The organism is Geotalea uraniireducens Rf4, from assembly GCF_000016745.1.
GTDB lineage: Bacteria > Desulfobacterota > Desulfuromonadia > Geobacterales > Geobacteraceae > Geotalea > Geotalea uraniireducens.
In genome coordinates, this window is record NC_009483.1 from 1,626,459 (window position 1) to 1,650,102 (window position 23,644).

A 23,644-nucleotide genomic window follows, 5' to 3' on the forward strand; every position below is an offset into this window, starting at 1 on the left:
TCGGAATGACGACAGAAGTAAACGAAAACGATAAGCTCTCAGAGCCAGAGCAACCTTTATCTGCTGAGACATCTCCCCTTTGTGGTCCGGGATGCGATTGCGGAAAACCGGCCGATAAAGGCAACACTAAATTCAAGGTGGCCGTTTGTGTGGTCGTCGTTGTGGCGGTGTGCGGAATCCTGCTCTTCAAAACGACGAGCGCCCGACAGAATGCCCCTCTGGCTGGATCAAACGGATTTTCAAACCTGCCCGCTCCAGCGGGTAAGGGGCCAGTGATAAACAGTGCAGGTCAGAAGGGAGGACGTGGCGCCTCGTTGCCTTCAATTGCCGAACTCAACACCGTGGCAGCCTCGCTGGACACGGTTTTTCTCGTTATTCCGAGCAAAGACAATGTCCCGGCCACCAAGGAAACCGGCGCCGTACTGGCCGCGGTTGAACGGACACTGAACGAGAAAGGGGTGAGTACGGGAATATACACTTTACAACCTGCCTCGCCCGACTACCCCGGCGTTGCAGCCAAGGTGACGCCGCCGGGGATTGCTGTGCTGACCAAAGACCGTGGCATAGGTTTTCTCAGCGGTGGAATATCGGAAACGAATCTGATGCAGGCTTATGTGGCTTCGACCCGTGGAGGAGGTTGTGGACCGGGCGGCTGCCCAACTTCCGGTGGCGGTAAGGCTGCTGCTCCGTGCAATTGACGAGGTGATGTGTGCTTGAATATTGTATCAAGACTCTGCAACATGCAGCAATGCAGCCGGTGGGGTTGCTCTTCGCCCTGCTGCTCGGCATGGTGAGCGCCGCCACCAGCGCCTGCTGTGCGCTGCCGGTAATGGGCATTCTGGTAGGTTATTCCGGTGCAAGGGAAGAGAAAAGTCGCCGTGCTGCGGCCATTTCTGTCATCTTCTTCACTGTGGGTATCATCCTCTCCCTGATGACCATCGGCGGCATTGCCGGCTTTGTCGGCCAGACCGCGCAAGTCTCCCTGGGTGGATACTGGAAGCTCTTTGCCGGCATTATAGCCATTGTTTTTGGCCTGGCAACGCTGAAGCTGCTTCCCTTTAATCTGCCGGTACTCAGTCTGGGAAAATCAACGAACGTGTCTGATAAACTGGGGACGGCGACGACAGGGCTTCTCATGGGAGGCGGCGTTGTCGCCAGTTCTCTGCCCTGCTGCAATCCCGGCATTTTCATCATTCTCGGAGCAGCTATCCTGCAGGGTCAGGTTATCTGGGCAACCCTGTTATTGGCCTTGTTTGCGCTCGGTTTCAGCCTCCCCTTGGGGACTGTATTGCTTGGGGTTTCCCTGGGGAAAACTGCTCTTGTTTCAAAGAATGCCGACGCCGCAATCCGCTGGGTATCCGGATGTTTTCTCCTGGTTGCGGGATTCTATCTCCTTGTCACTTTTTAACACCATAGGTGAGATGAGGAAGCGCCCCCCTGCTATCTGAAGCAGGAAAAGTCTGTATCAGTTGAACATCTTGCATATTAAAAAAGGAGTGCACTATGATTCGTTGTACCATTCTCACCGTTCTCTTTGCTCTTACCACACCGTTTGCCCTACTGGCAAAACAGGAAACAAGGGATATCCAGTTCAGGTTTAAAAACGCCGATTCTGTCGTTTTCAACCATGATGTACATCTGAAGAAATATAACAATTGCAAGATCTGCCATGACGCAATCTTCGATCTGAAAAACCCACGGCATTATACCATGGATGAAATGGAAAAAAACAGGTCCTGCGGTGCCTGCCATGCTGGCGTAAAGGCTTTCAGTGTCGCCGAAGATAAAAATTGCGTGCGTTGCCATAAAGGGATACCTCGAGACATTGCTTATAATGTCAAAGGTGCAACCGACGCCGTCTTCAGCCACACATTCCACATCGGCGTATACCGTTGCAATGACTGTCACACCAAGCTTTTCCAGTTTAAAGCAGGTGCCAAACGCTACACCATTGGAGAGAAGCCGTGTTGTGGCGCTTGTCACAATGGCAAAGTCGCCTTTTCGAGCGATTCCTGTCAAAAATGCCATCCCGGTTACAAGCAGGCTTAACCAAGAATCGAGTTAAGTGATGCATGATCAACAACCACCCGCACAGCTGCAAAAGACGATTACCCTATGGAAAGGCCTGGCGCTTGCGGTCAGTACCGTAATCGGCTCCGGATTGCTCGGGCTGCCGGGTATGGCCTTGGAGATCGGAAATGTCCATACTGTGGTCGGCGGCTGGCTGCTCATCTCCCTGATGCTCATACCGCTGGTTTATATTTTTGCATACCTTGGGCTGACATTCACTTCTTCGGCCGGTCTATCAAAATATGCGCAGGTGAGTATCGGGGATTGGGGTGGTCATGCGGTTACCGCAGTTCTCTGTGGCACTTTCATGGTCGGGATTCCGGTTCTTGCCCTGATTGGCGGTGCTTATGCACAAAATATGTGCGGGTTCTCCGAGAATGCGGTTTTTGTGTTGGCGATCGGTATTCTGGTTTTATCGACCGGGTTTAATCTGCTGGGTGTGGCGGCAACAAACTGGATCAATACGGCTTCATTGATAGCATTGGTTGCAATGACAGCGGTGATTGTCCTGTCGAACGCTTCCTTTTTTATCATCGGGATAAATACGTTTGGAGAAACCCTTGGCGGGAAAGGTCATCTAAACTATAACGACCTGTGGCGTACGGCAGCACTTTTGTTTTGGGCCTTCATAGGATGGGAGAATCTGTCGTTCAGTATGGAGGAATTCAAGAATCCATCGAAGACGATTCCAGCTGTATACTGGATCAGTTTTGTCATAGTTATTGCGCTTTACATGGCCCTAACAATTACGAGTATCGGCGCCGAGGTTTCGGGAGTTTCCGTGAAGGGAGCATCAGGACTGGCATCATTGGTTAACCGGACGCCAATCGGTATGCTGCTAGTAGTAATAATGGTCGTAGTAATAACAGCAAATGCTTGTGCGTGGGTTATGGGTGCAAGTCGACTTTATTATGCTTCTGGTAGAGATGGCATTTTACCCTCAATCATTGGAACGCTGACTAACAAAGGTATTCCTCTTAACAGCTTACTGCTGTCACTTATGATTTATTCCGCAGTGATAATTGCGGCGTATCACTTTAAACTTCCGCCGGCAAACCTGGTATTGGTTGTCAGCCAAAACTTCCTGGTTCTTTATCTGATAAGCATCTTTGCATATTGGAAGACTGAACGTAGGAGCCGTAGATGGTTTATTACCGTGCTTGGTCTACTATCATGTGCATTTCTCTTATCGGGATTTAGCTGGTGGATCCTCTATCCTGTATTTTTAGTTGGAGTCGGATATTGCAATTACTGCCGTATAAAGCTCAAGACGGCGATTTATGAAAAGATCAGGCAAAGATGATAAGGTGGATAAAAAACCAAGGTTACAAGCATCTTGCAGTGCGATAATGCTGCGACCTTTGCCCCTAGCCCCCCTGATTAGCTTCAGCAGACCAAAAGCCCCTCGTCTTCCGATATCCCCAGGGTAAGCAGAAATTGATGATGTGCCTCCGGTGCCCGTCTTTCGAACTCGGTGGCCACCTCATCATGGCAGCATCATCCATACCAGCAGCCCGAAGCTTGTCATTCCAGGCCTTCTTATCAATTGGTATCAACATCGCGTGAATAAAAAAAGCAGCCGTGCAGGCTGCTTTTTTTACGGAGTATGTGAGTGCTGTGTTCAACAGGCTTCCAGCCAGGCCATTTCGGGGAGACTGATAGGGAATGACGCTGTTTTGTTTTCGGGGGGTGTCAGCTCCATCAGGCTCCAGCAATCGGAGCGGGAAAGGAGTTCGGTGATGAATTTATGGTTCAGCTCGTGTCCTGATTTGCAGGCCTTCACATGGCCGACGAGATGAACGCCGGCAAGGGCGAAGTCACCAATCGAATCGAGGATCTTGTGGCGGACAAATTCGTCGGTAAAACGGAGCCCCTCCGGATTCACTATGCCGTTGTCATCAATGCCAACGGCGTTTTCCAGTGAAGCCCCCAAGGCGAGCCCGTGTGCCATGAGCGCCTCTATTTCGGCAAGGAAACCGAAGGTCCTGGCCGGGGAGAAATCATCGGCGAAGGATTCCCGGTCGAACTTCATGGTCCTGAACTGGCGGTTTATAACCGGATGGTTGAAATGCATGTCGAATGATATCCGGTAGTAGCGGGAGGGGAGGACGGTGATCCTCTTGTCGCCGTCTCTGATGGTCACCGGCTTTTTTACCACCAGGTATTTGCGTGATTTGGACAAGGATTTTGATCCGGCGTTTCTTATACCCTCGACGAATGGGGCTGCGCTGCCGTCCATGATCGGCACTTCAGGGCCGTTGATATCCACATGGGCGTTGTCGATGCCGCAGCTGAAGAGGGCGGCCATGAGATGCTCGATGGTGGAAACCGCTGCGCCGTTTTTGCCGATAGTTGTGGAAAGCCTGGTGCTTACGACATTTTCCGTCCTAGCTTCGATGGAAACAGGCGGAGTCGTGTCAATGCGGTGGAAAACTATGCCGTTTCCTGCATCAGCAGGGCGAAGCGTCAGAGTGATCTCTTTTCCCGAGTGCAGTCCGATGCCGCTGAACGCCACTTTATTTTTCAATGTCTGTTGAAAGGCCATGCCAGGCTCCTTTAGCAATATAGTCAGTATACTTATTATTTAGCAAATTCTGAGCCAATATGCAAGAGTGGCGATTAACCAGTCAAATTAGGTGGTTAGCGACTGTGGTAAGGTTGTGGGGTAGGAGAATGGACAAGTGTGTGTTGCAAAAACGACGCTATTGTTGCGAAAATGCAACAGTGCTGGGGGGCTAGAGCCGGCCGGAACGAATGATGGCTATCACCCACCAAAAGCCGATCAGGCCCGCGATGGTATAGCCGAGGAAGGCGAATGCAGGAAAATCCATAATGAGGGGGCCCTTGTTTGTCTGCATGACGATGGACGAGCCGATGATGAGGGCAGCGATAATAAGACTGAAGGAGAGCCGGTTGATGGATTTGTCCAATTCCTTGCTGAAGTGGTCGAGTCCGCGGTGTTCCAGGTCGATCTTGAACTTGTTGCGGTTGAGGCGGTGCAGTATCTCCCGCAGTTCTCGCGGCAGGCTTTTGGTGAGGTTGACATAGGACATGACCATGCTGCCTATGTCCTTGGCAAAGCGGCCGGGAGCCATCTTTTCCCTGATCGCTTGTTCCATGAACGGCCGGAGGTGTTCCACCATGTCGAAATCGGGGTCCAGTTCACGCCCCATACCTTCGACAATGACGAGCGACTTGGTAAGGAGCATCAGGTCGGGCTGGAACTTTATATGGAAGGTGGTGATAATGTCGATGAACTCCGCCAGCATCTTACCGACTTCTATATCCTGAAGCGGGATTTCGTAATAGCTGTCGATGAATTCGGACAGATCCCTCTTCAGCGCCCTCGTGTTGAGGTTCTCGCTGATTTCGCCCGAATAGGTAAGCAAGGAGATCACTTCGTCAACGTCCCGTTTGAGGATGGCCAGAAGGATGTCGGTCAGATAAACCTTCAACTGGGCGTCCAGACGCCCCACTATGCCGTAGTCCAGAAGGCAGATCACGTTGCCCGGCAGAATCAGCACATTGCCGGGATGTGGGTCGCCATGGAAAAAGCCGTGCTCCAGCACCATTTTCAGGAAGGCGTCTGCTCCGCGTCTGGCGATGAGTTTCCTGTCGAGTCCGGTGCGCTCGATGGCGGCAAGGTCGTTGACCTTGATGCCATTGATGTACTCCATGGTCAGCACGCCTTTGCCGGTCTCCTGCCAGTATACCTTCGGAAAGTGCAGGGTCGCGTCGCCGCCGAAGTTGTCGCGGATCTTTTCAATGGTGTGCCCCTCGCGGGAAAAATCCATTTCCCGGCGGATGGTACGGGCGAACTCCTTGACCAGACCGACCGGATCGTAGATGTCACTCCCCGGCATATGGCGCTCCATGAGGAGCGCCAGCCCCATCAGGACGTCGATGTCGGTTTCGATGACTTCCACGACACCGGGGCGGCGCACCTTTACCACGACATCCTCGCCGGATATCAGACGCGCCCGATGGACCTGGGCGATAGAGGCAGCGGCAATGGCAACGGGCTCAAGGTAAGAGAAGAAATTTTCAGCCGCTTTCCCTAACTCCAGCCGGATCTGCGTCTTGACTTCCTCAAAGGGGAAGGACGGGACATTGTCCTGCAGTTTGGCGAATTCATCGACAAAGTTTCGAGGGATTACGTCCGGGCGGGTGGAGAGGACCTGGCCGAGCTTGATAAAGGAAGGCCCCAGTTCTTCCAGGGCAAGCCTCATGCGCTCCGCCGGAGAAAGCTGGGCAATGGTTGACCCGTTGCGGCGCAGAACTCTCCGGCTCCTGGCAACGAATTGCGAGAGGTTGAAATATTCCAGCAAGTGATCAAAGCCGTACTTGATCAGGATTTTTACGATCTGCCGGTAACGCCTGATGCTGCGGATATTGCGGTTTAACTGGATAATGTTCAGCATTCAGACCCCGGTTCGTTTTCCGTTAGCGTGCTTTCCAGCGCCTCGACGCGCTTTTGCAGACGGTCGAACTCATCGCGGGGGACCAGACCGATCCGCTCGATGACCTTTTTTACTTCGTTTTCGGCGATCTCCGTGATCCGTTCCCTGCTGTCTTTGGCCATTACCTGGATCTTGTCCAGAATCGCCTTTCCCTCTTCCTCACTCAACTTATACTTCTCCTTCATTTCCGTTACCAGTTCTTCCGCTTTTTTCTGTGTCATGGATACTGCGCCGAGCCCTGTCAATAAAGCTTTTTCCAAGAGTTCAAACATATCGGCCTCCGTATTTGGGGTATTTACCGTTAAAAGGTAACAGAAAAGCTGGAGATTTCAAGGGGGAAAGGAGTCTGCCCATGGTTTACCGCTTACCGTCTGAACAGCCAGAGGATGAACGAGAGGATAACAGAGATGAGGATGCTGGTGGCAAGAGGAAAGTAAAAGGTGAAATTATCCCGCTTGATATAGATGTCGCCGGGAAGCCGCCCCAGCCAGGGAAGCCTGCCGGCGAGGGTAAAAATGATGCCGATGGCGGCGATGATGAGCCCCAGAATGATAAGGAATTTGCCGATACCGGGCATATCAGTTCCCTTCTTACCGAGAGGGTTGCAACGCGTAACGCTCTTTTTCGCTGTAAATACAGCCGCAGTACTGTTGGCGATAGAGTCCCATCGTTTTAGAGATTTCTATGCCCTCCTTCCATCCCCGGCGGTAATCGTCATAGTGGAAGGAAACGCCGTACTTTATGCCGAACCGTTCCCCAAGCTCTTTGATTGCATCATGTTTCTGATACCTGCTGTAGAGCAAAGAAGAAGAGTAGGCGTCGAAGCCGAGTTCCGCAGCCGTGGCTGCAACGGCTTCCAGTCGGGAGCTGTAGCAGTAGAGACAGCGTTCACCGGGGGTGGCGGCAACGGCTTCCAGGAAATCCTCCAGGCGGTATTCATCCCTGTAGATGACCTCCAGGTCGATTTTTTCCGCATATTCACCTACCGTATCCAGACGTTTCCGGTATTCCGTATATGGATGGATATTGTGGTTGAAGAAAAAACCGGTTACTTCCATGCAGTTGGAGCGCATTTCCTTGACCGGATAAATGGCGCACGGTGCACAGCAGATGTGGAGGAGAATCTTCATGCGGATAGGTTCCTTGTGATCCGAAATACCGGGCAGTCAGCGTATTGGACAGAGGTAAATGTAACGTGACGACGGGGACAAAGCAAATATTTTTTACATGGACGCGGGTTACTTAAATGTCCAGAATGACAACCGCGTGCCAGCCGCTGTCGGTCTTTTCCAGGGTGAAGCGGTGGAGGGTCACCGCCTTGACATCGACAAGGAGGGGATGTTTTTTCGGATTGATCTTCTCACCGTAGGCAATGGCCTTCGCGTTGAATTTACCGCCGTCTTCAGTGATGCTCACAGATTTGACCCGCAACAAAAGGCATCGGGCGTCTTTGAGGAAGACCAGTTCACTGAGGAAATTGTAGAGCAGCAGGTCAAGGTCGGTGTGTTCCGTTTCAAAGGCCACGGTTTCTTCGCTGCCGATGCTGGCCAGCTCTTCCACCATGGTGTTCATGACCGCGTCGCCAGCGGCAACGAAGAGCTCTTCGATGGTGTCGCCGAAGGCCTCGAACGCCACATCCGCCACGGCTATGTGCTCAAGATAACGATACGGCATCGGTCGGTTTATCCCTTGATGTTGCCGACCGGCACGAGACGCACGACCCGCTTGCTCAGTCCCGCCAGCTCGGTGGCTGCCACCACATCATCGATGTCCTTGTAGGCTGCGCCCGCTTCCTCGGCCAGTCCCCCCCAGGAGTCGGTGCGCACGTAAATGCCGCGTTCTTCCATGTCCCTTTGCAGTTTTTGTCCCCTGATCATCTTTTTCGCCTGGTGTCGGCTCATGGTACGCCCGCTGCCGTGGGCGGTGGAAAAAAATGTCTCGGCGCCGCTCTTCATGCCGGCCAGAAGATAGGAACCCGTTTCCATGCTGCCGCCTATAATCACCGGCTGGCCGGTTTCCCGGTAGCAATCGGGAATGCCCTCCATGCCGGGGCCGAAGGCCCGCGTCGACCCTTTGCGGTGGATGAGGACCTCGCGTTTCTTGCCGGCAACGGTGTGTTTTTCCAGTTTGGCGGTGTTGTGGGCCACGTCGTAGACCATCCGCATCCCCAGCTCTTCAGGGTCCTTGTGGAAGACGGCGGAGAAGACCTCGCGGATCCGGTGGAGGATCACCTGGCGGTTGGCGAAGGCCATGTTGACGGCGCATTTCATGGCGGCGAAGTAATCCTGTCCCTCGGGTGAGTGGAACGGGGCGCAGGAAAGTTCCCGATCAAGCACCTTGATGCCGTACTTCCTCTCCATGACGCCGAGAAAAATCTGCAGGTAGTCGGTTGCCACCTGGTGACCGAAGCCGCGGCTGCCGCAGTGGAACATGATCGCCACCTGGTTCGGGATGGTGAAGCCGAAGGCGCGGGCCGTTTCCTCGTCGTAGATGTTTTCCGGCCTGGCCACCTGGATCTCGCAGTAATGGTTGCCGGAGCCGAGGGTTCCAACCTGGTCGTATCCCCGTTCGATCGCCTTGTGGCTGACCTTCGAGGCGTCGGCCCCCGGAAAACAGCCCCCTTCCTCGGTCATCTCCAGGTCTTCGGGCCAGGCATAGCCGTGTTTCAGGCACCAGCGCGAGCCCTGTTCGACGACGTTCCTGAACTCGTCCTGCGAGCATCTGACGAAACCGGTGCAGCCAACACCGGTGGGAATCCGGTAGAAGAGGGCGTCAACCAGTTCGCGCAGGTGAGGTTTTACTTCATCGTAGGTGAGGTTGGTGAGCACGAGCCGCATGCCGCAGTTGATGTCGAAGCCGATGCCGCCGGGAGAGATTACCCCGGTTTCCGGGTCCATGGCCGCGACGCCGCCGATGGGGAAACCGTATCCCCAGTGCCCGTCCGGCATGCAGTAGGCGTAGTTGATGATGCCTGGTAGACAGGCGACGTTGGTTACCTGGTCGAAAACACCCGCATCCATGGTGCCAATGAGTTTTTCCGTCGCTATAATCCGCGCCGGCACCAGCATCCCTGCTTTATAGGAGGTGGGCAGTTCCCAGACCGTGTCGGATATCTTTTTTATGGCAGATGGTATCGTCATGTATCCCTCCCGCCCAGCTGATTTTCTCAATTCTACCATAAATGACGGTGAATTGGTTTTTCAGCTACCTTCTCTTATTTTCCGTACTTTGAAGAAGCGCCCCTTGATCTTATTGCCGGTCAGGCAGGAGAGGGCCTGGTCGGCACTTGACCGGACGATCGCCACGTAGGCGTGGAAATCGAAGACGTCGATCTTGCCCACCTCGCTCGCCGCTATCCCTCCCGCGCCGGTCAGGGCGCCGAGGATGTCGCCGGGGCGCATTTTGTTTTTGCGCCCGCCGTCGATGCAGAGCGTCACCATGGGGGGCGCAAGGGGCCCGCCCGCAGCGATGGTCAGCGACGCCAGCTCCCCACGGGGGATGGGGGTGCCGAGAGCCGTTTCGATTGCCTGCACCCGCCGGCTTTCCTGCGCCGTCACCAGGCTTAAGCCCAGCCCCGTTTCGCCGGCGCGCCCGGTACGGCCGATGCGGTGGATATGAATCTCCGGGTCGCGGGAGAGCTCATAGTTGATGACCGCAGCGAGTTCCTTGATGTCGAGGCCGCGTGCGGCCACATCGGTGGCCACCAGCACCGAAACACTCTTGTTGGCAAAGCGCACCAGCACCTGATCGCGTTCCCGCTGTTCCAGGTCGCCATGGATGGCCAGCGCCGAGAAGCCCCGCTTGACCAGTGCATCGGCCACCTCCTGGCATTCTATTTTCGTGTTGCAGAAGACCAGGGTCGATTCCGGGCGATAGTGACCGAGAATGCGGGCCACGGCTTCTGTCCGCTCCTCCTTATCCACCTCATAGAGAACCTGCTCGATAGCGCTTTCGTCATGCACTTCATCGACACTGACTGCGACCGGTTCGTGCTGGATCGTCGCGCTCATGGCGGCAATCGCCTCGGGGTAGGTGGCGGAGAAGAGCAGGGTCTGCTTCTTTTTCGGGGTGGCGTCAATCAGGGCGCTGATCTCGTCCTGAAACCCCATGTCGAGCATGCGGTCGGCTTCGTCCAGGACCAGCGTCTGCAGGCAGGTCAGGTCGAGACTCCCCCGGCGCAGATGATCCAGGATGCGGCCGGGCGTACCGACGACGATATGGGCGCCATGTTCCAGCGAGCCGAGCTGGGGGCCGAAGGGGACGCCGCCGCACAGGGTCAGGACCTTGATGTTATCGGTAAACCGGGCCAGGCGCCGCAGTTCCTTGCCCACCTGGTCGGCCAGTTCCCTGGTTGGGCAGAGCACCAGCGCCTGCACGCGGGAGGAGGTGGCATCCAGGTGCGACAAGAGGCCGATACCGAAGGCGGCGGTCTTGCCACTGCCGGTCTTGGCCTTGGCGATTACGTCCTTGCCCGCGAGAATCAGCGGCAGGCTGTGGGCCTGAATCGGCGTCATCTCGGCATAGCCGAGTGAGGCGAGGTTCTTGAGCATGTGGATTTTTAAGTGGAGTGATGAAAATGCTTTAGGGGTCATGGAATACTCGTCGGTAAGGTGGGAAGGGGACATGGGTCGGAAATTAATGGCTCTCGTGCAGTTTTTCGCTGAGCCAGATCTTGATCAGCGATTGATAGGGCACGTCGCGGCTGTTGGCGGCGGACTTGATGCTTTCCAACAGTGAAACCGGCAGACGCAGGGAGATAGACTGGGTGGTCGGCTTGAGGTTGGGGAGCGTGACCCGTTTTGCCTGTGACCAGTCAACGTACTCTGTTGAGTCGTGCTGTTCCCAAAATGTCCTCTCTTCAGCTTCCGAAGAAAATGCCGGAACTTCCTTACGCTTCCTGTTCATAGATCACACGCTCCTTTCTGTGCATGTCACGGGCGGATATGACGCGGATTTTCGTTTCATCAAGCCGCAGCGTGAAGGTGACGTGCAACTGCCGATTGTCATCAGTTTTGCCCAAGGCATGAAAACGCATCTCTAGGCTGCTGTGCTGTACATCATTGACTATCAACAGCGGATCATTGAAAAATAACGGTTCCGCCTCCGCCTGGCTGACGCTGTGCTTGTCGTTTTTGCGGCAGTTGCCGTCGTCCCAGTCAAAGCCTGTTATCCGCGCGAAATCAACCATGAATGTATATTACCATGATATACCAGTAAGGCAAACCATTTTTTGCCGGGGGAGGAAAAGCCCTGTTGGCAGGGCCGGCAGGATGAAAAATTTGTGGAAGTATCGAGGTTGGGCATGCTATGCCATTTGCCAAGCCCGAAAAAAATACTACACTTCTTCAGATGAGTTGATATTAATGCTCTTTGGGGGGTGAATAATTCGAAGAATCAAATGTCTATCCGTTGACACCGTGGCACGCCGTTTGACAACTGCAACTATCCTCTGCTCCGTGCTGGCTTTGCTCGGCGCCTGTGTCTGCCCGACTGCGAAGGGGCCGGCCGCCGGGCGGCCACCCGCTGTCCGTGACGCGGAGATCGCTGACGTTCTCCGCCTCCCGCAGGAGATCACCCCCTATGCCGACGCCGCCGGGGAGCGGCTGGCGATCGGCGACAGCTGCCGCGCAACCCTGCTGGGCGAATTCCGGGTGCGCTTTTTTGCGCCGTGGACCCGTACTGTCCCCTTCTGCGATCCTGTCGAGGAGAAAAACCTCATGACGAAAGTGGCGCGAGCGAACTGGTACGGGGAGAACCGGCGGATCGTGGCGCGTAAGCTTTTGCAGGAAATCCTGGACAACTGCGCCCTGGAAACCTTTCCCGCCCGCAACGAGGCGGCCATAGCCGTCGCCCCGTCTCATCTGCGCGGGCTGCCGACACGCCTCCCGCTCTTCGGGGCACCGGATGACTACCCCTTCGACATGCTCCAGTACCCCAACGTAAAGCTGAACGAACCGCTCCGTATACTCCATGCCTCGCGCGACGGGATCTGGCTCTATGTGGAGACCTCGTACACCTGCGGGTGGATGGAGGCCCGGGACCTGGCGTTGGCCGACCCGGGCTTCGTCACCGCCCGGATGAAGCTCCCGCACCTGGTGATCGTCCGTGATTACACCGCTGTCAACGACGGCAAGGGGGGGACAAGCTACGGGGCCAAGATCGGCACCATCCTCCCGCTTGTTGCCGCGGGCGAAGGGTGGTGGGAGGTGGAAGTAGCTGCGGCGGGTGAGGGGCGCAAGGCCGTCGGCAACGTGGCACGGATTCCCCGTGCGGTGGCCGCCCTGCACCCCTTGGCGTTCAACCGGGAAAACGTGGCCCTGATCGGCAATCAGCTGACAGGGCAGCCCTACGGTTGGGGGGAGATGTACGGCCTGAGGGACTGTTCGGCAATGCTACGGGACTTTTTCATGCCTTTCGGGATCTGGATGCCGCGCACCGCTGTCGATCAGATCGCCTCCATCCGCCAGCGGCTGGATCTGTCGGGCTTCACGCCGCGGGAGAAGGAGGAGGCGATCGGGCGGCAGGGGCTCCCCTTTCTCAGCCTGTTCTTCAAGCCGGGCCACATCATGCTCTACATCGGCACGGACCCGGAGGGACGGCCGCTGGTGTTCCACAACGCCTGGTCAATCCGGGTGAAGGATGCCGCCGGTGCGGGGCTGCACCACATCGGCAGGGCGGTCATCACCACCCTGGAACCGGGAAAGGAACTGGGGCTGGTGGAGGGAGGGTCGTTACTGGAGCAGGGGACCGCTCTGGCGACCATCACCGGCCGCTGCGCAGCCGCGCCAGGCGCCGTAAAATAATCGCAGAAAACGGGAGGGTCTACATTCTTCGTGCGGCCGGGCAAGGTTGCATAGTCCAGCGGGTGGGAAGTGGGAAGCCCGCCCCGGAGGAATACATGGGGAATAAAGATTTGACTCTCTTTTTGTGCAACTCAACAACTCAACTACATCCCCTTATTTCTCCGTTGTCTTCGTAATTTGGTGGGTTTCTCGCAAAAACAAAACTGGATTTGCCGATTAATGGAATGCCCGTATTTTTTACTCCCCCCTAATCACAGTTTCTGCGGAAGAGACTGAATCCATTACTTCCCTTACCACTTGGGCGAACGCCATTGCTTGTGGCGCATTCACGCTGTCTTTATGCCGGATCAGGTTGATAGTGGCTATCCCTTCACGCTGCGGAAAGTCGCGCATATGAACATATGGTGCAATGTGATCTCTGGTTACTAACCGTTCCGGCAACACAGTTACTCCGACACTTCCAATCGCACAGGCCAGGACGGTATCAACGTTGAGGAGATTGAGATGCCTTGAGCTCACTATTCCCATGAACTGAAAGGCATCAATCATGGCTTGTCTATAAGGGCAGGTGGAGGAAAAAACGAGCGAAGTAACATCATTGTCGTCGATGGGATAATCAGGTGCATAAACCATCACAAGTTTCTGTGGCCATGAATATTCCGTGATGAGTTCAGAATTTCCTACCGGAATTTCGAGAAGTCCATAGTCCATAGAGTGGTCCAGCAAGCTATTAAGGAGTCTCTTTCCGAAGAGAGTTTTGACTGTGACGTAAACTTTAGGAAACCGAGCATGATACGTCCTTAGTATCTTTGGCAGATACGCAGAAGCAACAGTCTGTGTCACGCCGATGGTCAGCGGACCCATAACATTGTCCATTTGCAGAGCCTGGAATGCCTCGCGCGATAGCCGGATTATCCTGTTGGCATGCTCATAGAATTGCTTACCGTAAGATGTCAAAGTTACGTCCCGACTATTACGGTAAAAGAGTTGAACGCCGAGTTCTTCCTCAAGTTTTTTGATACGCGCCGTAACGTTTGGCTGGACGCAGTTCAGTTTTTTGGAGGCTGCGGTAAAACCTTGCTCGTTGGTGACAGCCAGAAAAATGTGCAGATCACTCAATTCCATATGTAACTATCCTCCAATCAAAGGATTCTATCACAACGCTATGGTTGCATGATATCCGAAAGGAGGGCATGCACATGGCTGCCTCTTCCTTGAATTTCTTCGTGTAGAACTGCTGTGGTGTAAGTTCTATTCGGACATTTCCCGTGGGCTCTAATCTACTGCTTTTGGTGTCCATTACCAGTGAGCTGGAATAGGAGAGAAGCACCTCCTGCCATTATCTCAAACTTTGTTTGGTATAGATCCGATTTCCATATCCATAACTCAGAATGATTAAAGCTATCATAATTAAGTATTTGCAATGATGGGTCGAAAGAATATATTTTATCATAAAACGGTATTTGATTCAAGCTAACACATCTATTGCTAGCAGATAAATTCAAATAAAATCAAATTGTTACGAAGTCATTTTGGGGCATTGTAAGAAGTTTTTGGAAACCATCATAAATTAAAGGAGGTTTCAAATGTCAAGAGGGCGCGTTGAATATGGAAATGGGCAGTTTTCACAGGAGTAACAATAAAGTCATCAAGCTCTTGAAGGAACTATTTCTCACAAAAGGAGTAAAAAATGTCTTTGCCATCCTGCGTAATCCTCAACTATACTCCAAAGCAAGAACTCTTCAACAGGATTCATAAGTTTCAAAAATTGTTGATCAAGAATTGCATAAACGGAGCTTTAATCGTACAAAAGGCTGACTTGTTTTATTTTAGCGGGACTTGCCAAAATGCACATCTTTTTATTCCGGATGAAGGTGAGCCTCTTTTAATGGTTAAGAAAAGTTTTGAAAGAGCTCAAGCTGAAAGCAGCATTAATAATATTATTCCGGTACAAAGCCTCGAAGAAATACCTAAAAACATTTTTAGTCAATTTAAGAGACTAGACAAAATTGGGATAGAAATGGATGTCTTGCCGGCAAACATATATATAAAATATAAAAGCGCGTTTCAACCTTCAGAGTTAGTAGATGTTTCGATGTTAATTCGTGAAATTAGATCAATAAAATCAACGTATGAGCTTGATAAGTTAAAAAAAGCTGCAAATCTTAATTTTGCAATGTTTTCCAAGGTGTCTAGTATTTTAAAAGAAGGAATACGAGAAATCGATCTTGCTGCTCAATTGGAGGCAGTATATCGGGTTGGGGGCCATCAAGGTGCTATCAGAATGAGGGCATTTAACCAAGAAGTCTACTATGGACATATTTTGTCGGGATGGAATTCGGCTTATCCAAGTTTTTTTGGCGGCCCTACAGGAGGAACTGGCGTTAGTCCCGCTTATCCGCAAAGTGCAGGTTTTAAAACAATAAACAAAAACGAGCCGATAAAAGTGGATTATGTTGGTGTTTGTGACGGTTACATGGTAGATCAAGCAAGAATATTCTGCATAGGCAATCTGCCGGAAAAACTTATCAAGGCTCACGAAATTGCAATTAAAATAAAAAATCATATTATTAAAGAAACACGACCAGGCATGAACGGAAAAGACCTATACAATATGGCTTATAACATTGCTGTTGATTCTGGTAACAAGGATTATTTCATGGGATATACTGAAGATAAAATCAATTTCATTGCTCATGGGATCGGGGTTGAATTGGATGAATTACCATTAATAACCCAAAGTACTGATGTAACTCTTAAACCGGGCATGGTATTTGCCGTTGAACCTTCATTTATTTTCCCAAATGAAGGAGCGGTTGGTGTTGAAGACACTATGGTTCTAACAGCTACAGGATTTGAACAAATTACTTACTTTGATGACCCAATTACTTATTCCTGATCCCTCTGTATAAGACGGCATAAATATGAAGGTGCTGGAAATTGGAGACATCCATCTAATAGCGGTCCCGGCAGAGCTGCTTCTTAACCCTGTCAGGTGGCAACGTCGCGACCAGCACAACATTGAAAAACATATCTGGTTTCTGTCCGGAAAGGGTGCTTTTTTGCCCTGACTTGTGTCAATCTGCGGGTTTGCTTGTGCGGCGTACCGATGTACGCCTCCGCGCAACCCCTTGATTTTCTTGCCAGGACAAAAAATCCCCGCTTTCCGAATCAGAAACCAATAGTTTCTCATCCGGGGTTTCCGGATGGAAACTATCTGGCTTATAACAGCGGATGATGTTGCCGTCAGTTCCCGTGAATTTATGAGTGAAAAGATCAATATGCGATCTATACAGAATGATTGCTGCGAGGAATACATCTCAATCGGTGAACTTGCCAAGACCGTTGGAATCACAACCAGAACGCTCCGCTACTACGAAGAGGTTGGAATAATTGAAACACCACGGCGCTTTGGTGGCGGAGCCAGGAGCTATTCCGCAAGTGAAGTCCGCAAGCTCATGTTTATTCTCAAACTGAAGGAACTGGGCTTGACAATCAAGGAGATGCAGGATCTAGATGCTATCTATGCCGAAGCGATGGAGACCGACAAGGTCATCCCTCATCTGATTGAGATGCTTGACTTTCATACAAATAGGCTTGACGAAAAAATATCAGTTATGGCATCACTGCGCAAGGAGATGGTGCACTACCGTCAGCGCATGATCGTATGTTTTCAGCTGAATATAAAGTAGTTTCCTCTAAGAAACCTTGCCTTCTTTGACCATGAGGCCTTTGCTGACAATCATCGCTGGGCCTCTTGTTATTGCTATTTAGAAAGCCTTGCGAGCAAATATAGGGCCTTTTGCTTGCCCACCCCCTAGAATTGGTGCCGGATGCCGCAAACAACCTCGCTCCTCGCCTCCCTATCAATAGTGTTAATAAAAAGATGTACCCGGAATTCCCTGCGAGATTTCGCCTGGTTCGATTGTCAACATTAACGGGCGGTCATCACCACCTTGGAACCGACCACTCTGGCGACCATCACCGACCGGTGCGCAGGTGCGCCAGGCCCCCGCAAAATAATTGCAGAAAACAAGGGGGGTAATCCGTGTAAATCCGTTCGATCAGATTTGATCCGCGTTCTATTGCTTCTCGGTTTTGGTTTCTATTTCCGTACTTATCTTACCGAACATTTTTTAATTTATAATCCTATGGGTCTCCATTTTTTTGCCATTTGTGATAAGATAATTATATGAAATCATTGCGCTTTGCCATAGTAATACTCATTGTAATGCTCCTTGCCGCTCATGTCGATGCCAAGGTGAAGGTCAAGTCGCTCTGCGGGGTTCACTATCCGAGCGATGCCCGTATCGAGTGGCAATGCCGGAAACTGAAGTGGACGGACACGCCCGAAAAGCTTTTCGGCGAGCAGTGGCAGGACGTGCTCCGTTTTAATCGTCTTGACCGGCGCCATTTCATCGGCAACATATCGATCAAGGTGCCGAAACGCATGGAAGATATCAAGGATTTTACGCCGCTGCCCGCAACGTACCCGGACGCTGCCGAGGAGGAGAAATTCATCCTGCTCGACCAGTCCGAGATGTTCCTGGGAGCCTATGAATACGGCGAACTTGTCTTCTCTTTTCCCGCGGCGGTCGGCATCGCGGGGCACCGGGTGCCGAACGGCGAATTCAGGATCGACGCGGCCGACCGCAAACACATATCGAACCTCTACACCATCGAGGAAATCGGTCGCCGCTATCCGATGCACTACGCACTCCGGTTTTATGTGGACAAGCGTGCCAAAGGCTGGACGTCCTACTTCATCCATGGCCGCGACATCCCCGGCTACCCCGCCTCCCACGGCTGCATCGGCCTCTACGATGAGGAAATGCAGCTGGAGTATTACGGCGCCTATGACAGGAAGGTGAACAGGCCGTATTACCACGAGTTGAAGCCCCCGTTCCTCGAAGGCGCCAAGAAGCTCTACCTCTGGGTTATCGGCTCCCGTCACGACCCGGGAGGGTTCCACAAGATCAGCAACGGTCCGCGGATGTTGATCGTCGGCACCCCACCGTTGTAAGGGCAAGGTCAGATAGGAGAAAATCGATGAATAAAACTACGAGGAGAGAAGCTCTCGGACTGCTGGGCGTCGCCACTGGGGCCGCAGTGATGGGAACACTCTTCAACGGAAAGCGTCCGCCGCAAAAGAACGTGTTTTGATATAAGGGGACAGGCTGGTTTGAGGTTATCCGCCAATAACGTCCAAGAGGTGCTCACAATCCCTATTTACATCGCATAAAAGACCCTCTTTCGATCAACTTGGCAACCCTCTGTGTTTCTACCTCCCCATCAACATCATGTCCCGCCGGTTTTTTCTTTTGGCCTTTAAACAACCTGTTCAAGCATTCGACTATGACATTTCCAACTGACCCGTGTGATATTAATCTGATCGTGCCCATTACTTCCTCCTCTCTTGTTTAACGCTGTCTGTAGCCAGACGATCCCCATTTTTATTGAGTTGATAAACCAGACTGAAAAGGTGTAATGCATGTTTCGTCAAAAAAAAGAGAAACTTTAATTTATTTTATTAGGTATGACAAATTGCCCGTAATTCATGCGGAGGCGATTGCGTTTGCGGAGATGAGGAGGGGGGGTAAAGGTTCTGTTTATAGGCGTATTCCTTATGCCAATGGCCGTCGATGCCGATCAATCCAGTATCCCCACAATATAAAGAGCCACTGGGACTGCCCCACCCAGGCCAGCGCGGACACGTTCGGTGGCGGCGGGCCGAAAAGATTTCCCAGGTAAATAACGAGGAGAAACCCGATCAGCAGCCATAACGACCATTTTCCGGTTCTGTCCATTGCTTTGGTCTGTCTCAGATATATTGCCACGCCGACGGCGAAAACAAACAGCTCGACAACAAGTGTTCCGGGTAACGAAGACCAGAGGTCAAGGCCAACCTTGATGGTGCTGCCGGGGGATAACGGCAGGTCAGGGCGATGGACGATGAGGTCGAGAAACCAGTGGCTCATCACGAGCAGCCCGGCAACGATGGCGCCACGGGGATACCTTGTTATGACCTGGTAGACCAGTGCGAACAGCAAGGCCCAGCCGGTTACCGCCAGGAGGCTGTGGGATATGGGGTAATACTCGAAATCTAGTGGTGTAACCCTGGTGATGCCGGGCGCAATGCGGACACGCTCGGCACCCATGAGCAGAAGGGAAGGCCAGAGAAGGTCTATGAACTGAGAGGCAAGAAAGAGGGTTCCGAGTGATGTTTTGGGTGCCGCCGCCTTAGCTCCGAATCCAGCGCCGAAATGGCCAATGAACATGGGTTGGTTCCTTTATTATTGCCTGATAAGCATGAATATAGGGATTTGTCCTATGTCCCGGGCAGACACCTATGCCACTCCCGAATTGGGTCCGGATCATCGACACCGAGGAACAGGCTACTGCTTTGGGAAATACCGCACGCCGGGGAGGCTTCGGAAATGCTCATCCTGGGTCCAGAGGGTCGCATCATGAAGTCGGGTCGTCGCCAGAATGATGCTGTCGGCCATGGGAAGCGCCAGCTCCAGGCTCGTACGTGCGGCGATCATTGCCAGGGACGGCGATAGCTCCACCGATCTTCCCTGCTGCATAAGGGCTGCCGCCTGCAAGGCCGCATCTTCTCCGCGCTGGCGGCAGACTACCTTGAACACCTCATAGATGGTGATAGTCGGGACAATGAGTGATGCCCGGTCAGCGAGAGGGAGAGCGAATTCCCCCGCATTCGGACCGTCCGCGAAAAATTCCAGCCAGGCGGAAGAATCTACTACATTCATACGCGGTCCGATTCCCGCTCGACGGTGGTATCAATCCCCTTCAAAAACCCGCGCATATCGGCGATGTCCCTCTCCGGGATCAGCTCAATCCGGTTGCCGTAGGCAACCACCTGCATCCGCTGGCCGGCCACCAAGCGTAACTTTTCCCGGACCTCGCGGGGAATGACAACCTGGAATTTCGGGGAAATTTTCACTGCTTCCATTACACACCCCTTGTCGATCTTAATTTCGTAAAACGATACACCTATCGATGCGTGTTGTCAATCAGATGAAAAGCGGAAGGAACGTGAAAAGAAATCATTGCTTCTTTTGGGGCCAAAGCACCCAACATTTTACAAAACCTATTTTTGTTAATTATTGAACTCTGACCCTTCTGTTTGCCCCCTTTAGCTCCGAATCCAGCGCCGAAATGGCCAATGAACATGGGTTGGTTCCTTTATTTGTCCTATGTCCAGGGCAGAAACCTTTGCCACTCCTGACCTCAATTCCTTCTAATCATTGTCCCAGCTCTCTTCCCTTAGAAGACGTTTTCCATGAACAACGGCAATGATGTAAATCTGTGCAGTTGTGGGGATATGCCGATAGACGATTCGGTAGGGATCGACAATTACTTCTCTGTAAGGAGAGTCGGGGAATTCAGGAAGGTTACGACCGGAGGTGGGAAATTCAGGCAATCGGGAATTATAAGGGGTCGCGTCGGGAATTATAAGGGGTCGCGTCTACATTCTTCAAAAAGTGGAAAGTGTAGACGCGACCCCTCCTGCTGCCCCTTGTTTTCAAATTCGTCTTTACAGAATTCATTTTGGTACTTTATACGTTCCACTAAGCCATATAAACCGGGGAACAATGATGCTGGGCTGATGCCCAGGCGGAAAAGCTGGTACCTGAGAGTCGGAAAGGACTTTGCAGGTATTTCGATCCTTGAGAGGAGCAAATCAGCGTCCTTGGTGTTTTCGAATGGCACAAATACGTCATTATCTGCCTGCCTATGGTGAACGGTAAAAACTCCCGACTGAGCTTGAATGTATGGGAATATGTATTCGGGGAAATACAGAAGCGTGTTTTCAATCGAAAACGGTGAAGCAAGGTTTGGAGGGAGATCGGTGGTGGAACTAATCGCTTCTGTGGGTTCGTAAATGAATCCCCAAACAACCCCCGCTTCCTCTTTGTCGGCAGGTTTGCATACCGTGAACCACAGAGCAGCAAGAGGGTTTCTCGTCCAGTCGAGAAGACGCGTTGGAAGCCGGTTGTGTTGTGCAACAGCTAACCACTGCCAATCATTGGTGGGCGTGAATCCCAAATATGGGAGTGCTTCTCTCTTGAACTCCTCAAAAACCTCTTTCTCAACATAGGACCAAAGCCTACGTTTTTTGTCGCGTCCTACGGATGGTATGAGGGGTAAATTGCGTCTTTGTCCTCTGAATACAACGTGGCCATCAGACGATAGCCATGTCACTAGCTCAATGAACTCTTCAATTCTGGATATGCAAAAGAGCCGTGGACTACCTGGTTTCTTCTCGATCAAGTACTTGTCCAATCTTTCCCTCGTATGTGTTCTAGAATCTTAACTCGTTATTAAGCAGTTAGAGCCGGTTTGCCGTACCTGGTGGTTTATATATCTATAAATATTTCTTTGTTTCGATCTTTTGTCCGGTTTCTAATATTATAAGCTTTTCCAGTTTCGTGCCGCTAACAGGGAAAGTATATGTGTCGCGTCTAAACATTGACACTTTTTTAAAAAAACTAGGGACACTCCCCGTATTTATTGATCCGTATTACGTTGGTTTCTTCAGCCCTCACACCCATCCGGCGCCCGCACCACCGGCCGATTGCGCGCCGGATCGGCCGCCGGATCGCCGAAGATTCGCACCCCCTGATAAACCCACCACGCCCGTAGCGCCCACATCCCGTCCTCCTTGCAAAGCCGCTGCAGAAGCCGGTCCGCTGCTTCGCGGTACGTGTCATGGTCGAGATGCTTTTCGCGCATCAGCTGATAGAGCGCATCGTGCGCCAGCGAACCGCGCATGAAGTTCTTCGTGTCAATTGTCGGCCCGGAGGGGCCGTCCCAGGCATACCCCTTGGCGATGGTCAGGTTGCCGGCAAGATCGAGGACGATGAAGTCGGTCGTGATCGTTGCCGGTGGAATGATCCCGGTGTCGGCAAAAGTGTATTCCTCTTTCAGTTGGTACTTGTAGCCGCCATTGTAGGCGATGCACTTCATACCTTTCCCTCCTGAACGGCCGGGGTTCATCGCCCCGTCCACACCTCTCCCTGCCAACTCTTACCCTCGCCAGAAACAAAAAAAGGCCACTGCCCCGGCATTAACCCGGTACAACGGCCCTTACTCACCCTTATCCCCCAAAACCCAAAAACATCCGCACTCCGGAATACATAACAAAAATCCAATTAAGGCCAACAAACTACCGCTAACGGCAGGAGAAGTCAAGAGTGCAGATTTGCAGGAAACATGGAGAAATCAGAAAGAAACGGAGAATTCCGGGGGACAATGAGTAGGATCAGCTCGGCGCCTTTCCTTCTCTGCTCATCATTGGCCCTTGTCATCTTCCTGGCTCAGATTCCCCAGGCGGTCAAGCCTGTACTTCTTCCGGGTGATTTCTTTTGTACATATCGACGAAATTTACCGAGGGAAGATGCAACGGGGGGTAACCTCCTCGCCTGATGATATCCGCGACAGCTTCTCTTAAATATGGGAAAGCAATTGCAGCACAGTTGATTTCGGCGATTTTGCGGAAAGCATTCGTATCGTCGATCGGGTGAGAAAAAGCAAAAAGCGCTCCTCCTTCTATTGAGAGTGTGAAAGGCAGGTCAGCGCCTCCTATATCAACCTTCATGAAAAGCTGGAGTTTTTTACTTTCGGCAACAAAATCATGCTTCATAGCAAAATTCACAGCTGTTTCTGTAAGCTTCGAAGAGTCGAACTCTTTTTCCAACTTGATGTTAAAGTTGGAGGAAACTATCCGGAAATCGATGAATTGGAACTCGTAGTTTTCATTTGCCATAATTCACCACCAAGGTCCCCTGTATAACTTGGCCAAACTTGGCTTGGAACTGTATAACAGTTGTGCTTGTCGGCTTATTCTTGTTCTCTATGACCTTTAGTAAGTCCGGTGAGTCCTTCAGTACCCGCAGCAGATTGTCCATTGCCTCACTTTGGATAACGTCGCAATTCTCATACCTGGCGAAGCTCTTCGCCCCACCGCCAAGAAGTTCTGATGCTGCGCCCTGATTGAGCCCCAATTTTAGACGGATCTCTTTGATCTGACACGACGTAAGCAAGCCGTCTACTTCCCTGTAAAAGTCACGAAGACGCTTTGCAGACGCCTTCATAGTCTTCTTCCCGACGAATTGCTCGCCGCATCTGTCACACTCATGCACAATGTAACCAGGGTATTCCAGTTCTTTGCCTTTGTAGGTGAATTTCTCAGTGACGGAAGTCTCTTTTAATTTACCAATGCAAAGTGGGCACTGTTCACCATCTTTATATTCGCGTGCCATGGCCTTCTGCCTCCCCTCGTTCTTG

At 52.1% G+C, this 23,644-nt stretch carries 28 protein-coding genes; 9 read left to right on the forward strand and 19 right to left on the reverse strand.

What is annotated here, in order from left to right:
- Nucleotides 1-5 precede the first annotated feature (5 nt).
- The 4 genes from GURA_RS07035 to GURA_RS07050 all read left to right on the forward strand — a co-directional run bounded on the left by GURA_RS07035 (nucleotide 6) and on the right by GURA_RS07050 (nucleotide 3,373).
- Complete coding sequence (locus tag GURA_RS07035; protein ID WP_011938300.1) at nucleotides 6-698, forward strand: hypothetical protein; 693 nt, start codon at nucleotides 6-8, stop codon at nucleotides 696-698.
- 11 nt (nucleotides 699-709) lie between these two features.
- On the forward strand, nucleotides 710-1,408 hold the full coding sequence (locus GURA_RS07040) for a cytochrome c biogenesis CcdA family protein (protein WP_041245324.1): 699 nt from the start codon (nucleotides 710-712) through the stop codon (nucleotides 1,406-1,408).
- A 95-nt stretch (nucleotides 1,409-1,503) separates the two neighbouring features.
- Nucleotides 1,504-2,049: a cytochrome c3 family protein gene (locus tag GURA_RS07045; protein ID WP_011938302.1), complete on the forward strand. Its 546-nt coding sequence runs from the start codon at nucleotides 1,504-1,506 to the stop codon at nucleotides 2,047-2,049.
- 19 nt (nucleotides 2,050-2,068) lie between these two features.
- On the forward strand, nucleotides 2,069-3,373 hold the full coding sequence (locus GURA_RS07050) for an APC family permease (protein ID WP_011938303.1): 1,305 nt from the start codon (nucleotides 2,069-2,071) through the stop codon (nucleotides 3,371-3,373).
- A 318-nt stretch (nucleotides 3,374-3,691) separates the two neighbouring features.
- Here GURA_RS07050 and lpxC read toward each other — a convergent pair whose 3' ends face one another.
- The 10 genes from lpxC to GURA_RS07105 all read right to left on the reverse strand — a co-directional run bounded on the left by lpxC (nucleotide 3,692) and on the right by GURA_RS07105 (nucleotide 11,718).
- The gene (gene lpxC / locus GURA_RS07060; RefSeq protein WP_011938304.1) at nucleotides 3,692-4,615 is read right to left on the reverse strand and encodes a UDP-3-O-acyl-N-acetylglucosamine deacetylase; all 924 of its coding nucleotides are present in this window, start codon (nucleotides 4,613-4,615) and stop codon (nucleotides 3,692-3,694) included.
- A 190-nt stretch (nucleotides 4,616-4,805) separates the two neighbouring features.
- Nucleotides 4,806-6,491 carry a 2-polyprenylphenol 6-hydroxylase gene (gene ubiB / locus GURA_RS07065; RefSeq protein WP_011938305.1) on the reverse strand — a complete coding sequence of 562 codons (1,686 nt, stop codon included), beginning with the start codon at nucleotides 6,489-6,491 and terminating at the stop codon, nucleotides 4,806-4,808.
- Nucleotides 6,485-6,802 carry a phasin family protein gene (locus GURA_RS07070; protein WP_011938306.1) on the reverse strand — a complete coding sequence of 106 codons (318 nt, stop codon included), beginning with the start codon at nucleotides 6,800-6,802 and terminating at the stop codon, nucleotides 6,485-6,487. The genes ubiB and GURA_RS07070 overlap by 7 nt, the downstream gene beginning before the upstream one ends.
- Nucleotides 6,803-6,894: 92 nt before the next feature.
- Nucleotides 6,895-7,107 (reverse strand): DUF2905 domain-containing protein, encoded by a 213-nt coding sequence (locus tag GURA_RS07075; protein ID WP_011938307.1) that lies wholly within the window; start codon nucleotides 7,105-7,107, stop codon nucleotides 6,895-6,897.
- Nucleotides 7,108-7,120: 13 nt separating this feature from the next.
- Nucleotides 7,121-7,660 (reverse strand): epoxyqueuosine reductase QueH, encoded by a 540-nt coding sequence (locus tag GURA_RS07080; protein WP_011938308.1) that lies wholly within the window; start codon nucleotides 7,658-7,660, stop codon nucleotides 7,121-7,123.
- Nucleotides 7,661-7,772: 112 nt separating this feature from the next.
- Complete coding sequence (locus tag GURA_RS07085) at nucleotides 7,773-8,204, reverse strand: archease (RefSeq protein ID WP_011938309.1); 432 nt, start codon at nucleotides 8,202-8,204, stop codon at nucleotides 7,773-7,775.
- Between the two features lie 8 nt (nucleotides 8,205-8,212).
- Nucleotides 8,213-9,670: an RtcB family protein gene (locus GURA_RS07090; RefSeq protein WP_011938310.1), complete on the reverse strand. Its 1,458-nt coding sequence runs from the start codon at nucleotides 9,668-9,670 to the stop codon at nucleotides 8,213-8,215.
- 60 nt (nucleotides 9,671-9,730) lie between these two features.
- A complete protein-coding gene (gene dbpA, locus GURA_RS07095) occupies nucleotides 9,731-11,122 on the reverse strand; it encodes an ATP-dependent RNA helicase DbpA (RefSeq protein ID WP_041245326.1) in 1,392 nt (463 codons plus the stop codon).
- A 43-nt stretch (nucleotides 11,123-11,165) separates the two neighbouring features.
- Nucleotides 11,166-11,435, reverse strand: a complete 270-nt coding sequence (gene brnA / locus GURA_RS07100) for a type II toxin-antitoxin system BrnA family antitoxin (RefSeq protein ID WP_011938312.1) — start codon at nucleotides 11,433-11,435, stop codon at nucleotides 11,166-11,168.
- Nucleotides 11,419-11,718 carry a BrnT family toxin gene (locus tag GURA_RS07105; RefSeq protein ID WP_011938313.1) on the reverse strand — a complete coding sequence of 100 codons (300 nt, stop codon included), beginning with the start codon at nucleotides 11,716-11,718 and terminating at the stop codon, nucleotides 11,419-11,421. The genes brnA and GURA_RS07105 overlap by 17 nt, the downstream gene beginning before the upstream one ends.
- Before the next feature lie 241 nt (nucleotides 11,719-11,959).
- Here GURA_RS07105 and GURA_RS07110 point away from each other — a divergent pair, with 241 nt between their 5' ends.
- Nucleotides 11,960-13,333 carry an NlpC/P60 family N-terminal domain-containing protein gene (locus GURA_RS07110; RefSeq protein WP_041245327.1) on the forward strand — a complete coding sequence of 458 codons (1,374 nt, stop codon included), beginning with the start codon at nucleotides 11,960-11,962 and terminating at the stop codon, nucleotides 13,331-13,333.
- 237 nt (nucleotides 13,334-13,570) lie between these two features.
- Here GURA_RS07110 and GURA_RS07115 read toward each other — a convergent pair whose 3' ends face one another.
- Complete coding sequence (locus GURA_RS07115) at nucleotides 13,571-14,458, reverse strand: LysR family transcriptional regulator (protein ID WP_011938315.1); 888 nt, start codon at nucleotides 14,456-14,458, stop codon at nucleotides 13,571-13,573.
- A 565-nt stretch (nucleotides 14,459-15,023) separates the two neighbouring features.
- Between GURA_RS07115 and GURA_RS07125 the strand changes: the two genes are divergently transcribed.
- From GURA_RS07125 to GURA_RS25290, 4 genes are all read left to right on the forward strand, one after another.
- Entirely contained in the window at nucleotides 15,024-16,232 is a 1,209-nt protein-coding gene (locus GURA_RS07125) for a M24 family metallopeptidase (RefSeq protein WP_011938316.1), read from the forward strand.
- Nucleotides 16,233-16,539: 307 nt separating this feature from the next.
- Nucleotides 16,540-17,025, forward strand: a complete 486-nt coding sequence (locus GURA_RS07130; RefSeq protein ID WP_011938317.1) for a MerR family transcriptional regulator — start codon at nucleotides 16,540-16,542, stop codon at nucleotides 17,023-17,025.
- Nucleotides 17,026-17,525: 500 nt separating this feature from the next.
- The gene (locus GURA_RS07135; protein ID WP_011938319.1) at nucleotides 17,526-18,356 is read left to right on the forward strand and encodes a L,D-transpeptidase; all 831 of its coding nucleotides are present in this window, start codon (nucleotides 17,526-17,528) and stop codon (nucleotides 18,354-18,356) included.
- 26 nt (nucleotides 18,357-18,382) lie between these two features.
- Nucleotides 18,383-18,496, forward strand: a complete 114-nt coding sequence (locus tag GURA_RS25290; protein ID WP_157046150.1) for a twin-arginine translocation signal domain-containing protein — start codon at nucleotides 18,383-18,385, stop codon at nucleotides 18,494-18,496.
- Nucleotides 18,497-18,957: 461 nt separating this feature from the next.
- Here the strand turns inward: GURA_RS25290 and GURA_RS07140 are convergent, their stop codons facing one another.
- The 8 genes from GURA_RS07140 to GURA_RS07175 all read right to left on the reverse strand — a co-directional run bounded on the left by GURA_RS07140 (nucleotide 18,958) and on the right by GURA_RS07175 (nucleotide 23,619).
- On the reverse strand, nucleotides 18,958-19,611 hold the full coding sequence (locus GURA_RS07140) for a hypothetical protein (RefSeq protein ID WP_011938320.1): 654 nt from the start codon (nucleotides 19,609-19,611) through the stop codon (nucleotides 18,958-18,960).
- Nucleotides 19,612-19,728: 117 nt separating this feature from the next.
- A complete protein-coding gene (locus GURA_RS07145) occupies nucleotides 19,729-20,103 on the reverse strand; it encodes a type II toxin-antitoxin system VapC family toxin (RefSeq protein WP_011938321.1) in 375 nt (124 codons plus the stop codon).
- Nucleotides 20,100-20,306, reverse strand: a complete 207-nt coding sequence (locus GURA_RS07150) for an AbrB/MazE/SpoVT family DNA-binding domain-containing protein (protein ID WP_011938322.1) — start codon at nucleotides 20,304-20,306, stop codon at nucleotides 20,100-20,102. The genes GURA_RS07145 and GURA_RS07150 overlap by 4 nt, the downstream gene beginning before the upstream one ends.
- Nucleotides 20,307-20,594: 288 nt before the next feature.
- Nucleotides 20,595-20,777, reverse strand: a complete 183-nt coding sequence (locus tag GURA_RS25295) for a type II toxin-antitoxin system RelE/ParE family toxin (RefSeq protein ID WP_011938323.1) — start codon at nucleotides 20,775-20,777, stop codon at nucleotides 20,595-20,597.
- A gap of 29 nt (nucleotides 20,778-20,806) precedes the next feature.
- On the reverse strand, nucleotides 20,807-21,640 hold the full coding sequence (locus GURA_RS22710) for an FRG domain-containing protein (RefSeq protein WP_011938324.1): 834 nt from the start codon (nucleotides 21,638-21,640) through the stop codon (nucleotides 20,807-20,809).
- 252 nt (nucleotides 21,641-21,892) lie between these two features.
- Nucleotides 21,893-22,381 (reverse strand): hypothetical protein, encoded by a 489-nt coding sequence (locus GURA_RS07165; RefSeq protein ID WP_198134536.1) that lies wholly within the window; start codon nucleotides 22,379-22,381, stop codon nucleotides 21,893-21,895.
- A 310-nt stretch (nucleotides 22,382-22,691) separates the two neighbouring features.
- Complete coding sequence (locus tag GURA_RS07170; protein ID WP_011938326.1) at nucleotides 22,692-23,123, reverse strand: protein-export chaperone SecB; 432 nt, start codon at nucleotides 23,121-23,123, stop codon at nucleotides 22,692-22,694.
- Nucleotides 23,113-23,619 carry a type II toxin-antitoxin system MqsA family antitoxin gene (locus GURA_RS07175; RefSeq protein ID WP_011938327.1) on the reverse strand — a complete coding sequence of 169 codons (507 nt, stop codon included), beginning with the start codon at nucleotides 23,617-23,619 and terminating at the stop codon, nucleotides 23,113-23,115. Before GURA_RS07175 ends, GURA_RS07170 begins: the two co-directional genes overlap by 11 nt.
- Between the last annotated feature and the right edge of the window lie 25 nt (nucleotides 23,620-23,644).

Coding starts and splice junctions, on each gene's coding strand:
- GURA_RS07070 (WP_011938306.1), bottom strand. CDS start 6,802: ATGTTTGAACTCTTGGAAAAAGCTTTATTGACAGGGCTCGGCGCAGTA.
- ubiB (WP_011938305.1), bottom strand. CDS start 6,491: ATGCTGAACATTATCCAGTTAAACCGCAATATCCGCAGCATCAGGCGT.
- GURA_RS07115 (WP_011938315.1), bottom strand. CDS start 14,458: ATGGAATTGAGTGATCTGCACATTTTTCTGGCTGTCACCAACGAGCAA.
- GURA_RS07135 (WP_011938319.1), top strand. CDS start 17,526: ATGAAATCATTGCGCTTTGCCATAGTAATACTCATTGTAATGCTCCTT.
- GURA_RS07170 (WP_011938326.1), bottom strand. CDS start 23,123: ATGGCAAATGAAAACTACGAGTTCCAATTCATCGATTTCCGGATAGTT.
- GURA_RS07080 (WP_011938308.1), bottom strand. CDS start 7,660: ATGAAGATTCTCCTCCACATCTGCTGTGCACCGTGCGCCATTTATCCG.
- GURA_RS07050 (WP_011938303.1), top strand. CDS start 2,069: ATGCATGATCAACAACCACCCGCACAGCTGCAAAAGACGATTACCCTA.
- GURA_RS07150 (WP_011938322.1), bottom strand. CDS start 20,306: ATGGAAGCAGTGAAAATTTCCCCGAAATTCCAGGTTGTCATTCCCCGC.
- dbpA (WP_041245326.1), bottom strand. CDS start 11,122: ATGACCCCTAAAGCATTTTCATCACTCCACTTAAAAATCCACATGCTC.
- GURA_RS07125 (WP_011938316.1), top strand. CDS start 15,024: ATGTCTTTGCCATCCTGCGTAATCCTCAACTATACTCCAAAGCAAGAA.
- lpxC (WP_011938304.1), bottom strand. CDS start 4,615: ATGGCCTTTCAACAGACATTGAAAAATAAAGTGGCGTTCAGCGGCATC.
- GURA_RS07075 (WP_011938307.1), bottom strand. CDS start 7,107: ATGCCCGGTATCGGCAAATTCCTTATCATTCTGGGGCTCATCATCGCC.
- GURA_RS07085 (WP_011938309.1), bottom strand. CDS start 8,204: ATGCCGTATCGTTATCTTGAGCACATAGCCGTGGCGGATGTGGCGTTC.
- GURA_RS07175 (WP_011938327.1), bottom strand. CDS start 23,619: ATGGCACGCGAATATAAAGATGGTGAACAGTGCCCACTTTGCATTGGT.
- GURA_RS07105 (WP_011938313.1), bottom strand. CDS start 11,718: ATGGTTGATTTCGCGCGGATAACAGGCTTTGACTGGGACGACGGCAAC.
- GURA_RS25290 (WP_157046150.1), top strand. CDS start 18,383: ATGAATAAAACTACGAGGAGAGAAGCTCTCGGACTGCTGGGCGTCGCC.
- GURA_RS07130 (WP_011938317.1), top strand. CDS start 16,540: ATGGAAACTATCTGGCTTATAACAGCGGATGATGTTGCCGTCAGTTCC.
- GURA_RS07035 (WP_011938300.1), top strand. CDS start 6: ATGACGACAGAAGTAAACGAAAACGATAAGCTCTCAGAGCCAGAGCAA.
- GURA_RS07140 (WP_011938320.1), bottom strand. CDS start 19,611: ATGTTCATTGGCCATTTCGGCGCTGGATTCGGAGCTAAGGCGGCGGCA.
- GURA_RS07145 (WP_011938321.1), bottom strand. CDS start 20,103: ATGAATGTAGTAGATTCTTCCGCCTGGCTGGAATTTTTCGCGGACGGT.
- brnA (WP_011938312.1), bottom strand. CDS start 11,435: ATGAACAGGAAGCGTAAGGAAGTTCCGGCATTTTCTTCGGAAGCTGAA.
- GURA_RS07045 (WP_011938302.1), top strand. CDS start 1,504: ATGATTCGTTGTACCATTCTCACCGTTCTCTTTGCTCTTACCACACCG.
- GURA_RS07090 (WP_011938310.1), bottom strand. CDS start 9,670: ATGACGATACCATCTGCCATAAAAAAGATATCCGACACGGTCTGGGAA.